Source organism: Yersinia ruckeri ATCC 29473 (genome assembly GCF_000754815.1).
GTDB lineage: Bacteria > Pseudomonadota > Gammaproteobacteria > Enterobacterales > Enterobacteriaceae > Yersinia > Yersinia ruckeri.
In genome coordinates this window covers 2918990-2931109 of sequence record NZ_KN150747.1, presented here as the reverse complement: position 1 = coordinate 2931109, position 12120 = coordinate 2918990, and the positions used below count along the sequence as shown (strand labels likewise).

The window sequence follows — 12120 nt, the reverse complement described above, 5'->3', positions numbered from 1 at the left end:
TTCTTATGTCTGGACTTATCTTAAAAAAAAGGCCCCTAAGCCGTTACCTCAAAGACTACAAACACACGCAAACCCATTGTTCCCACTGCCACAAGCAGTTAGATCGCATGGCATTGGTTTTTCGCGGACAAATCATCAATAAAGAAGCGATCGCTGGCATGGATCAACCGATCGATGATCAGGTGTGGCTGAGTCTGCAAAATGAGCTGACGGCGCTGTGCCGCTTTTGCAGTGAAATATACTGTAATAGCTCACCGGGTTATTTCGATATTATGGCGTTCAAGCAATATTTATTTGAACAGACTGAAATGAGTCACAGCACTGTACGGGAATATGTGGTGCGTCTGCGTCGTTTGGATGAAATGCTGGTGGCCAGCAATTATCCGGCGGAGAAATTTGCCAGCGAGACTATACATCAGCGAATTATCGATGATCTGCCTAATGCAGCACATAATAATTATCGTATTGCGTTGCGAAAATACGATCAATATTTAGCCTGGCAAAAAACTTACTAATTTTATTTAAATATTGATTAATGCCCGACGGTGAAATATGTCCTGTTGGGCATTTTTATTTACATCCTTTTAATAAGCTATTTAACCTTTGCTAAAAGTCAGTGATTAATTTTCTGACATCTGATAAATCTATAGAGTCGTTCTATTTTATTCCTTTCGGAGGACTCGGTGATACTTCAGCAAAAATTGGCGCAATTTCCACGTCTGGATCTGGTGGGAAATCCCACGCCCCTAGAGAAACTCTCCCGACTGTCTGACTATCTTGGCCGCGAAATATACATCAAGCGGGATGACGTTACACCGATCGCCTTAGGTGGCAATAAGTTACGTAAACTGGAGTTTCTGGTCGCCGATGCACTACAACAAGGTGCCGACACCTTGGTAACCGCAGGGGCGATTCAATCGAATCATGTGCGACAGACTGCTGCGGTCGCCGCCAAATTCGGGTTGCACTGTGTGGCACTGCTGGAAAATCCGATGGGTACTGAGGCCGAGAACTATCTGACCAATGGCAATCGGTTGTTGTTAAATCTATTTGGTGCCGAAGTGGTGATGTGTGATGGCTTGGTGGATCCGAATGCTCAGTTAGCTGAATTGGCCACCCGCTTAGAAGGGCAGGGTTTCCGCCCTTATGTCGTGCCGGTTGGCGGCTCCAATGCCCTCGGCGCTCTAGGCTACATACAGTGTGCGCTGGAAATTGCCGCCCAGTCTCAAGGCCAGGTTCACTTTGGCTCAGTGGTTGTGGCCTCGGGTAGTGCGGGTACTCATGCCGGTCTGGCGGTAGGATTGCAACAACTGTTACCGGAAGTCGAACTGATTGGCGTGACGGTTTCACGCAAAGCGGCAGAACAACGGCCAAAAGTGGCGCAGATTCAACGGGATTTGGCGCTGTCGTTAGGCATTTCTGCAGTATCCGAGATTAATTTATGGGATGAATACTTCGGCCCACAATACGGTATTCCTAATGACGAAGGGATGGCGGCAGTGCAGCTATTGGCGCAGCAGGAAGGGGTATTGCTTGATCCGGTTTACACTGGCAAAGCGATGGCTGGTTTGATCGATGGGTTGGCACAGCAGCGTTTCCGCGATAATGGACCGGTTCTGTTTATCCATACTGGTGGTGCTCCTGCGCTATTTGCCTATCATCCCGATATATAAATTCGAGTATTAGCTATTCCATTTTGAACTATAGTTATCAGGTTATATTCCTTTATTTGATTCATGGTGGTGATAACGTAGCGATATCAAAACGATAAACATGACAACCGGGGTAACTATGGGCTTTTCAATTGTACGTCGTCGAATGGTTCTGGGTATGATGGCGGTCGCACTGGCAACGGGTTTGAACGTAAAATCCTATGCGGCTGGCGACTTGCTGGATCAAGTTAAGCAACGTGGCATCCTGATTGTCGGGCTGGAAGGCACTTATCCGCCGTTCAGTTTCCAGGGCGAAGATGGCAAGTTGACCGGTTTTGAGGTGGATTTCGCTAACGCGCTGGCGCAGCACATGGGCGTAAAAGCCAAACTGCAACCCACCAAATGGGATGGCATGTTGGCTTCGTTGGAATCCAAACGTATTGATGTGGCCATCAATCAGGTGACCATCTCTGCAGATCGTAAGAAGAAATACGATTTCTCCACGCCTTACACCCTATCCGGTATTCAGGTGCTGACCAAAAAGGGCAATGAAGGCCAATTTACCAAACCGGAAGACTTACAGGGCAAGAAAGTCGGTGTGGGTTTGGGCAGTAACTATGAACAATGGTTGCGAGCCAATCTGAAAGGTGTCGATATTCGCACCTATGATGATGACCCAACTAAATATCAGGATCTGCGAATAGGTCGTACCGACGCTATTTTGGTCGATCGTTTAGCGGCGCTGGATCTGGTGAAAAAAACCGGTGATACCTTGGTCGCTGCTGGTCCGGCGTTTGCTCGTCAGGAATCCGGTGTGGCGTTGCGTAAAAATAATCCGGAACTGTTGGCGGCTATTAATCAGGCTATTGCTGAAATGCAGAAAGATGGCACTTTAGCCAAAATTTCTGACAAGTATTTTGCTGCGGACGTCACTAAATAATGCAAGAAAGTATTCAACTGGTGCTGGATTCAGCACCCTTTTTACTAAAAGGTGCCTGGTTAACCCTCCAGCTCAGTCTGGGGGGCATGTTTCTGGGATTAGCGTTAGGCTTTATGCTGGCGATGATGCGCCTGTCTTCTTTTTTACCTTTTTCACTGTTTTCCCGCTTTTATGTTTCTATTTTTCGTGGTACGCCGTTGATCGCTCAGCTATTTATGATCTATTACGGATTACCGCAATTTGGTATTGAGCTTGACCCCATGCCCGCCGCGCTGATGGGTTTGTCGCTGAATACGGCGGCTTATACTTCTGAAACACTCAGAGCAGCGATCTCATCAATCGAGAAGGGGCAGTGGGAAGCGGCAGCCAGTATTGGCATGACCCGCTGGCAAACACTGTATCGAGTGATTTTACCACAGGCGGGGCGTACGGCATTACCGCCATTGGGTAATAGCTTTATTGGTCTGGTCAAAGACACGTCGCTGGCGGCCACCATTCAGGTACCGGAGCTATTTCGTCAGGCACAGTTGGTCACCTCGCGGACATTAGAAGTTTTCACCATGTATCTGGCGGCATCGCTGATTTACTGGATTATGGCGACGTTGCTTTCTACATTACAGAATCGTTTAGAAGCACATGTTAATCGTCAGGATCAGGAGTCGCCATGAGTACCATTGAAGTGAAAAAATTGACCAAGCAGTTTAACGGTCAACAGGTACTGCACGGTATCGATTTACAGGTAAATACTGGCGAAGTGGTCGCGATCATTGGGCCAAGCGGTTCGGGTAAGACTACCTTGCTGCGGAGTATCAATCTGTTGGAAACTCCGGGTTCTGGCACTATTCGCGTGGGTAATATTGAGATTGACGGCAATAAACCGATCAGTCAGCAGCAAAAGCAGGTACGGGCGCTGCGGCAGCAAGTGGGGTTTGTGTTTCAGAATTTCAATTTATTTCCGCATCGTTCGGTTATGGAAAATATTATTGAAGGGCCGGTTATTGTCAAAGGTGAGAAACGCGATCTGGCAGAGAAACGGGCGCGGGAGTTACTGGCTAAAGTGGGGTTGAGCGGTAAAGAAAATGCTTTTCCACGGCGTCTTTCCGGCGGTCAGCAACAGCGTGTCGCGATTGCCCGAGCGTTGGCAATGCAGCCGGAAGTGATTTTGTTCGATGAGCCGACCTCGGCGTTGGATCCAGAGCTGGTGGCCGAAGTGTTGAACACGATTCGTGCTCTGGCGGAAGAGCGACGCACCATGGTGATTGTCACCCATGAAATGCGTTTTGCCCGCGACGTGGCCGATCGCGTTATTTTTATGGATCACGGGCAAATTGTGGAGCAAGGTTCTGCCAAGGCGTTATTTGCCAACCCTCAGCATCAAAGGACGAAACAGTTTTTGGATCAGTTTCTCAACAACAGATAAGTTTTTTTGTCTGTACCAGAGCTACGAGTCACCGAGGAGTTTCTTATCACTACTGACCCACCTCGATGCAGCGATCTCTGGAGGGGAAGACCAGCAAAAGAGTCGAGCGTCCGCGCCAAGGATAGCGCGGAACGAGCCGACAAGGACGTATTCACGGCGTCTTGACGACCTGCCGGTTTTCACCGCGGCCGAGCACATTGGTTATGAGCCTCAGAGGCGCCGAAGGGCCTCTTTTCAAATACAGAATCCACAATCAAGCCATCATCCAATGGTCATCAGGCTGGCATTTCCCCCAGCAGCGGCAGTGTTGACACTCAGAGAGTGCTCCACCAACAAACGCTCCAGCAGGATGTGGGTTTCTCCGCGGGCAAAACCTTGCACCGAGACAATCGCGCCATCACGCAATGCCACTTGTTCACACAGCATACGCAATTGATCGGCATCACCATGATAAATCACGGCGTCAAATACCGATTTGTCACTTTGCCAATCCACTGTCAATGCAATGCGTGCCTGTACCGCGACGGGTAAACGACGGAATAGATCCTTGTGGATACCGTTATCCGGCCATAATACCTGACTGCCTACCGACATGACTGCCGCCAGTTGAATCAGTATATCCTGCTCATTATCCGCCAGACACAATACTCGCTCACGCGGCAGTAATGCATAGGTGTTACGCTCACCCGTCGGCCCTGGCAGCAGACGCACGGTGCCACTCTGAGCCAGCTCGGTATAACGCTCACCCAGTGCCGCGAGATCGTTATGCTTCTGCTCATTGGCCCAACCGATCAACGCATGATGTGCTGTCAGCAATGACGTGCGTACGGTCACATCCTGTGAGTGTTCGCGGTCCTGACGGTTCAGCGTTGTGGTGACGGCTTCCTCTGGACGGCTGCACAGCAAGCGGTACAGATACAGCGGGCCACCGGCTTTTGGCCCCGTGCCAGACAGGCCTTCGCCGCCGAAAGGTTGCACACCGACAACGGCACCGACCATATTACGGTTAACGTAGAGATTACCGACCTTGGCTCGTTCGGTTACGCGGGCAATGGTTTCATCAATACGGGTATGAATCCCTAAGGTTAAGCCATAACCTGAAGCATTAATCTGATCCACCAGCGCCGTTAGGTTCTGACGTTGGAAACGCACTACATGCAATACCGGCCCGAAGACTTCTTTCTGCAACTCGTCAAAACTTTCCAGCTCGATCAGCGTCGGTTTAATAAAGGTGCCGCGTTGCCACTCTTTTTCATCCTGACTGTCGGCCTGCACTGCCTGATAGACTTTACGCCCTTTGGCACGCATGGCCTGAATATGTCGCTCAATACCGGCTTTGGCTTCGCTATCGATAACCGGCCCGATGTCGGTAGACAGACGTTCAGGATTCCCCATTCGGCATTCAGCCATCGCACCGCGCAACATTTGCAGTGTATGTTCCGCCACATCTTCCTGAATGCACAAAATGCGGAGGGCAGAACAACGCTGACCGGCGCTGTCGAAAGCCGAGGCCACCACATCTGTGACCACCTGTTCGGTGAGTGCCGAGGAATCGACGATCATCGCGTTTAAACCGCCCGTTTCAGCGATTAACGGCGTTGGGCGACCCTGAGGATCGAGACGACCTGCAATACTGCGCTGCAGAATGCTGGCGACTTCGGTAGAGCCGGTGAACATTACGCCGCGGATTCGGGCATCGTTTACCAGCTGTGCACCCACGCTATTACCCTGACCTGGCAACAGTTGCAACACACCCGGTGGAATACCGGCTTCCAGCAAGATGCGTACCGCTTGTGCCGCAATCAGCGGCGTTTGCTCTGCTGGTTTGGCTAATACGCTATTACCGGCGGCCAATGCGGCTGCAACCTGTCCACTGAAGATCGCCAGCGGGAAGTTCCACGGGCTGATACACACCACCGGGCCAAGTGGACGGTGACTGTCATTGGAGAAATCGTCGCGTACCATACCGGCGTAGTAGTGCAGGAAATCAACGGCTTCCCGCACTTCGGCAATGGCGTTACTGAAGGTTTTACCGGCTTCGCGCACCAGAATCCCCATCAGGCTTTGCATCTGAGCTTCCATCATCTCGGCAGCTCGAACCAAAATGGCTGCGCGTTCGGTCGGTGGCGTCGCAAACCAGATTGGCCCCGCGGCGGCGGCGGCATCCAGTGCGCGGCTGACTTCATCGGCGCTGGCTTCACGCACATAACCGACAATATCACCCGGCTCCGCAGGGTTGATCACCGGTTGTTCAACACCCGCCTGATCCCGTTCGGCATCAATAATCGGTTCTGCACGCCAGACCTGTGTGGCACTGGTTAACAAGGCGCTGGATAGCGAGGCCAGTCGGTGTTCGTTCGACAAATCCAGACCGCTAGAGTTTGTGCGATCGCTACCGTACAACTCCCGTGGTAACGGAATGCGTGGATGTGGCAGCCCCAGTTGCCCTTCGGCAGCCGCTAGCGCTTCCACGGCGGCAACCGGATCGGCTACCAGCTCATCCAGCGGCAGGGTGGCATCGGCAATCCGGTTCACAAAGGAGGTGTTGGCACCATTTTCCAGCAATCGGCGCACCAGATAGGCCAATAGTGTTTCGTGAGTGCCGACTGGCGCATAAATGCGGCATGGGCGGTTGAGTTTTCCATCGGCTACTTTACCCACCACTTGTTCATACAGCGGTTCGCCCATACCGTGCAGGCACTGGAATTCGTACTGACCCGGATAATAGTTATTGCCTGCCAGATGATAAATCGCCGCCAATGTGTGGGCGTTATGGGTGGCAAACTGTGGATAGATTAGGCTAGGCACTGCCAGCAATTTGCGGGCGCAGGCCAGATAGGAGACATCGGTATACACTTTGCGGGTGTAGACCGGATAGCCTTCCAGACCATCAACTTGAGCGCGTTTGATTTCGCTGTCCCAATATGCCCCTTTCACCAAACGAATCATCAAGCGCCGGCGGCTACGCTGAGCCATATCGATGACAGCATCAATGGTGAACGGACAACGTTTTTGATAGGCCTGAATGACAAAGCCAATACCGTTCCAACCCGCCAACTGTGGTTCAAAACACAATTTTTCCAACAGATCGAGGGAGATTTCCAGACGATCGGCCTCTTCGGCATCAATATTGATACCGATATCATACTGGCGTGCTTGCAGCGTCAGCGACAGCAGGCGCGGATACAACTGCTCCATCACTCGCTCATACTGGGCTCGGCTATAGCGTGGGTGTAGGGCGGAAAGCTTAATAGAAATCCCCGGTCCTTCATAAATACCACGCCCGTTGGAGGCTTTGCCGATGGCGTGAATCGCTTGCTGATAGGCGATCAGATAGGCTTGGGCATCGGCTTCCGTCAGCGCTGCTTCGCCCAGCATATCGTAAGAATAACGGAAACCTTTATCTTCCAGTTTACGGGCGTTGGCCAAGGCTTCGGCAATGGTTTCGCCAGTAACGAATTGTTCGCCCATTAAGCGCATTGCCATATCCACACCTTTGCGGATCAGCGGCTCACCACCTTTGCCAATAATACGGTTCAGCGAGCTGGACAGTTTGGCTTCATTATGCGTAGAAACCAGCCGACCAGTGAACAGCAGACCCCAGGTTGCCGCATTGACGAACAGCGACGGGCTGCGTCCTAAGTGGGAATGCCAATTACCATGACTGATCTTGTCGCGGATCAGCGCATCGCGGGTTGGTTTATCGGGAATGCGCAACAGGGCTTCGGCCAAGCACATCAACGCGACGCCTTCCTGTGAAGAAAGTGAGAATTCCTGTAGTAGGCCTTGCACAATACCGGCGCGGCCATGGGCACTTTTTTGGTTACGCAGTTTCTCAGCAATACCGTAAGCCAGCTTATGGGTTGCATCGGCCAGTGCTGCGGGTAAACGTGCCTGTTCCAACAACATTGGGATGGCTTCGGTTTCTGGACGGCGGTAAGCGGCGGTAATGGCTGCGCGCGTTACTGACTGCGGCAGTATCTGTTCGGCAAAATCCAGAAAAGGTTGGTGGGCGGATTCTGCCGATTGCGGCATAATGTCGTCCGTTTCAGCCAGCGGAACCACTGCCAGTGCAGGAATTTCCGGCATGTCAGCGCCATATTCCAACCGTTCGAGATAGTTGAAAATGGCCTGTTTGATTAGCCAGTGCGGTGTACGGTCAATACGTTGTGCTGCCGTTTTAATACGATCGCGTGTGGCTTCATCCAGTTTCACGCCCATTGTTGTGCTACCCATGCCGTCTGGCTCCTGTCCTGAAATAAAGGGAGTTGAGATTATTATTAGCCACAATATCCGGCATGTTGCAACTTTGTGCAACCGTGTTAAATCAGTGCGATGAATGAACTGTGAAATCAGTCCTGTTTTTAACATTTTGTCTGAGCGGGACTACGGCTTAATTTGAGTTATGAGGAGGATTAACATGACTCAATACAGGGATTACGCGGATTTTAGTTAGGGTGCAACTCATTTTTTGATGAATGGTGTAACCTCGAATCAAAGTAAATGTGACGCAGAGTAAATTTTCTGTAAATTTTTTGTTTAATTTGTTGTTGCGGGAGAAGAGAGTCCACTAGGATAGCAAATCCGATAAACTAGTTTCGCTGATAAACTATCTCCGGTGCAACCTAATGCCACGTTCCGGTATTCGCCCAGAGACAAGACATTACGCCATCAAATAGCGGGATGTATTAAAACGTATAAGACGCACTATGGAGACGTTGCATGATGATGAACACACCGATGTTGGTGACATTTCTTGTTTATATTTTTGGCATGATAATTATTGGCCTAATGGCCTACCGGGCGACGAATAACTTTGATGATTATATTTTGGGCGGACGCAGTTTAGGCAGTGTGGTGACCGCGTTGTCTGCGGGTGCATCCGATATGAGCGGCTGGTTATTGATGGGCTTGCCCGGCGCAATATTCCTCTCAGGGATTTCCGAAAGTTGGATCGCCATTGGTCTGACGCTCGGTGCCTACCTTAACTGGAAACTGGTCGCTGGCCGCTTACGTGTGCAAACCGAAGCCAATAATAATGCGCTGACGCTGCCTGATTATTTCACCAGCCGTTTCGAAGATAAAAGCAAATTACTACGGGTGATCTCGGCAGTGGTCATTTTGGTGTTCTTTACCATTTATTGTGCCTCAGGGATTGTGGCGGGGGCGTTGTTATTTGAAAGTACCTTTGGCATGAGTTACAGCACGGCGCTGTGGGCCGGTGCTGCGGCAACCATCGCCTACACCTTTATTGGTGGTTTTCTGGCGGTGAGTTGGACGGATACCGTTCAGGCGACCTTAATGATTTTTGCGCTGATATTAACGCCAATTATCGTGATACTGGCGGTGGGGGGCATTGATGCGTCGGTCATGGTGATCAAAGCCAAAGATGCCGCGAATCTGGATATGCTGAAAGGGTTGAATATTGTCGCGATCCTCTCACTGCTGGGCTGGGGGCTTGGCTATTTCGGCCAGCCGCATATTCTGGCGCGCTTTATGGCGGCGGACTCCCATTACACCATCCGCAAGGCTCGCCGTATCAGTATGGTTTGGATGATTTTATGTCTGGCTGGCACCATCGCTGTGGGCTTCTTTGGTATTGCTTACTTCCAGGAAAATCCGGATCAGGCGGGTCGCGTATCGGAAAACGGCGAACGTATCTTTATCGAACTGGCAATGCTGCTGTTTAACCCGTGGATTGCTGGCATCTTGCTGTCTGCTATCTTGGCTGCGGTAATGAGTACGTTAAGCTGCCAATTGTTGGTGTGTTCCAGTGCCATTACTGAAGATCTGTACAAAGCTTTCCTGCGCAAGAATGCCAGTCAGAAAGAGTTGGTCTGGGTTGGACGTATGATGGTTCTGCTGGTGGCGGTGATTGCGATTGCGATTGCGGCAGATCCAGAAAACAAGGTGCTGGGCTTGGTGAGTAACGCCTGGGCTGGTTTCGGTGCTGCCTTTGGGCCAGTCGTCCTGATTTCTGTCATGTGGTCACGTATGACGCGTAACGGTGCACTGGCTGGAATGGTGGTGGGCGCTGCGACAGTGATCGTCTGGAACAAGTTCGCATGGTTGGGTTTGTACGAAATCATTCCGGGCTTTATTTTCGCCAGTATCGCTATTGTGGTCGTGAGCTTGCTGGGACGCGAACCATCGAAAATTGTGACCGATCGCTTCCATAAAGCGGAAGCCGAATTCAAAACCGTCTAAATGGTCTTAATCCGCTCACTGTCCGTACCAACCGGCAGTGAGCGCCTTTCTGATTCTCCCCCCTCGCTATAGATTGATTTATCCAGAAAAATCAGAGCGTTAAAGAATGTCAGCGCCACTTTTGTTGATCGGTGGGTGTTAACGCGATACAAGCAAATTTCTGTGAAGAGGTCTGGTTATTAGCCCTCAAACGCCGTATTGACGCAGGACGGGCGTTCATATGGTATCATCCCGCGCTTGCCGCCCTCCTTTTGAGTTATTTGTACTATGCAAGAACCTGTTTTTCGCGTTGGTGAGTGGTTGGTTACTCCCGCAGACAACAAAATAAGCCGTGATGGACGCCAACTGTCGTTGGAGCCCCGCTTAATCGATATGCTGCAATATTTCGCCCGGCATCCGGATGTGGTGTTGAGTCGCGATGAGCTGATCGATAACGTTTGGAAGCGCAATATCGTCACCAACCATGTGGTGACCCAGAGTATTTCCGAACTGCGCAAATACCTGAAAGACGGTGATAGCCACAGCCCGGAATACTTGATTACTGTACCCAAGCGCGGCTATAAGCTGGTTGCACCGGTGATGTGGTGTGAAGGGGAAAAGGCAGTAATACCGGCTGTGCCTAGGGTGGCGGTAATCACTCATGAGCCGGAAGATGGCAGTGAAGACGACGGTGAGGACTATGAGCCGCCAAAATCAAACGTGACAAAATCGGCAGCGAAAAAGTCAAAACCGTCTTTTTACCGCCAATCACCGTTCTGGGTGTGGGTGGCTTTTCTTGCCGCGTTGAGCACCTGCGTGGTGTTTGTCGCTATAGCAACCTTGTCGCAACGCGTACCGCAATCCACTATGCCTATGCTGATGAATCCGCGTGATATTGATATCCGTATTCAGGGTGGTAATAGTTGCAGTCACTGGACGTCACAACTTTCCTATGTTGCTGGCCTGAGCGAAGTGGTAACGGATTCGCTGAATACCTATTCCACCTTCTTGGTACACGATCAGACCAATTATAACTACACTGGACCAAGCAGTTCGGGAAAATCACTGACTATTGAGTTCGTCAACCAACGCCATTATCGCGCCCAGCAGTGCTTCCTGTCGGTACGTCTGGTGGACAATGCGGACAGCTCAATCATGTTGGATAAGCGTTACTTTGTTACCGCTGACAATCAGCTAAAAATTCAGGAAGACTTCCTCAGCAGCCTGTCTATTGCACTCAAGCAGCCGTGGCCGGCAGCGTTACAGCAGCGTTTAATACAGTTATTGCCGAACTCTGGCCCAGTTTTGCAGCAGTATTATCAGGCGCATCAGTTTTTGATCCAAGGGGATATCGATTCCCTGACCCACGCCAGCAGCATGTTGGGAGAGATGATAAAAAGTTCCCCTGACTTCATTTATGTGGCAGCAGAGAAAGCGCTGGTGGACTTACTGCGTCACTCTTATCAACCTTTTGACCCTGTACAGTTGGCGCAACTGCGCACAGAGATAGTCTATCTGGATACGCTACCGGCATTAAAAGACAGTCCCATTATTCAGCAAATCCATACGATACAGGCGCTGGGGGAGGGGAAAACCGATGAGGCCTATCAGGCAATACACAAAGGTATCGAGTTGCAGATGTCATGGATGAATTATGTTTTACTGGGTAAGGTTTATGAAATGCAGGGATTAAACCATCTGGCCGCGGATGCTTATATTACCGCATTTAATTTACGGCCAGGAGAGAATACCTTACATTGGATCCGTAATGCTGTCTTCCATACCTCCATATATACAGTAGTTCCCTACCTCGATAACTACACGCCTAATAAATAATTCCTATCGACACCGTCGCATTATTTTATTTAAGCGGCGGTGTTATTTTTTCGTCTTCATTTGTTAAATAAAATAAATCAATTAGT

At 50.5% G+C, this 12120-nt stretch carries 8 protein-coding genes; 7 read left to right on the top strand and 1 reads right to left on the bottom strand.

Annotated elements, in window-relative coordinates:
* The first annotated feature begins 5 nt into the window (after positions 1 to 5).
* The 5 genes from fliZ (at position 6) to tcyN (ending at position 4012) form a co-directional block, all read left to right on the top strand.
* Complete coding sequence (fliZ, locus tag DJ39_RS13115; protein WP_038240764.1) at positions 6 to 515, top strand: flagella biosynthesis regulatory protein FliZ; 510 nt, start codon at positions 6 to 8, stop codon at positions 513 to 515.
* Positions 516 to 683: 168 nt separating this feature from the next.
* Positions 684 to 1673: a D-cysteine desulfhydrase gene (locus tag DJ39_RS13110; protein WP_004723363.1), complete on the top strand. Its 990-nt coding sequence runs from the start codon at positions 684 to 686 to the stop codon at positions 1671 to 1673.
* A 118-nt stretch (positions 1674 to 1791) separates the two neighbouring features.
* A complete protein-coding gene (gene tcyJ / locus DJ39_RS13105) occupies positions 1792 to 2592 on the top strand; it encodes a cystine ABC transporter substrate-binding protein (RefSeq protein ID WP_038251461.1) in 801 nt (266 codons plus the stop codon).
* Positions 2592 to 3260: a cystine ABC transporter permease gene (gene tcyL / locus DJ39_RS13100; protein ID WP_038240768.1), complete on the top strand. Its 669-nt coding sequence runs from the start codon at positions 2592 to 2594 to the stop codon at positions 3258 to 3260. Before tcyJ ends, tcyL begins: the two co-directional genes overlap by 1 nt.
* Positions 3257 to 4012, top strand: coding sequence for an L-cystine ABC transporter ATP-binding protein TcyN (gene tcyN / locus DJ39_RS13095; protein WP_038240772.1), 756 nt, complete (start codon positions 3257 to 3259; stop codon positions 4010 to 4012). The genes tcyL and tcyN overlap by 4 nt, the downstream gene beginning before the upstream one ends.
* Before the next feature lie 261 nt (positions 4013 to 4273).
* Here the strand turns inward: tcyN and putA are convergent, their stop codons facing one another.
* The gene (gene putA, locus DJ39_RS13090; protein ID WP_038240774.1) at positions 4274 to 8248 is read right to left on the bottom strand and encodes a trifunctional transcriptional regulator/proline dehydrogenase/L-glutamate gamma-semialdehyde dehydrogenase; all 3975 of its coding nucleotides are present in this window, start codon (positions 8246 to 8248) and stop codon (positions 4274 to 4276) included.
* A gap of 486 nt (positions 8249 to 8734) precedes the next feature.
* Here putA and putP point away from each other — a divergent pair, with 486 nt between their 5' ends.
* Together putP and cadC are read left to right on the top strand one after the other, a co-directional pair.
* Positions 8735 to 10219, top strand: a complete 1485-nt coding sequence (gene putP / locus DJ39_RS13085; RefSeq protein WP_004723120.1) for a sodium/proline symporter PutP — start codon at positions 8735 to 8737, stop codon at positions 10217 to 10219.
* Between the two features lie 267 nt (positions 10220 to 10486).
* Positions 10487 to 12034, top strand: coding sequence for a lysine decarboxylation/transport transcriptional activator CadC (gene cadC / locus DJ39_RS13080; protein WP_004723121.1), 1548 nt, complete (start codon positions 10487 to 10489; stop codon positions 12032 to 12034).
* Positions 12035 to 12120 lie beyond the last annotated feature (86 nt).

What these genes read in the sequence shown, in the direction of transcription:
- tcyL (WP_038240768.1), top strand. Translation starts at nt 2,592, where the DNA reads ATGCAAGAAAGTATTCAACTGGTGCTGGATTCAGCACCCTTTTTACTA.
- cadC (WP_004723121.1), top strand. Translation starts at nt 10,487, where the DNA reads ATGCAAGAACCTGTTTTTCGCGTTGGTGAGTGGTTGGTTACTCCCGCA.
- fliZ (WP_038240764.1), top strand. Translation starts at nt 6, where the DNA reads ATGTCTGGACTTATCTTAAAAAAAAGGCCCCTAAGCCGTTACCTCAAA.
- putA (WP_038240774.1), bottom strand. Translation starts at nt 8,248, where the DNA reads ATGGGTAGCACAACAATGGGCGTGAAACTGGATGAAGCCACACGCGAT.
- tcyN (WP_038240772.1), top strand. Translation starts at nt 3,257, where the DNA reads ATGAGTACCATTGAAGTGAAAAAATTGACCAAGCAGTTTAACGGTCAA.
- tcyJ (WP_038251461.1), top strand. Translation starts at nt 1,792, where the DNA reads ATGGGCTTTTCAATTGTACGTCGTCGAATGGTTCTGGGTATGATGGCG.
- putP (WP_004723120.1), top strand. Translation starts at nt 8,735, where the DNA reads ATGATGATGAACACACCGATGTTGGTGACATTTCTTGTTTATATTTTT.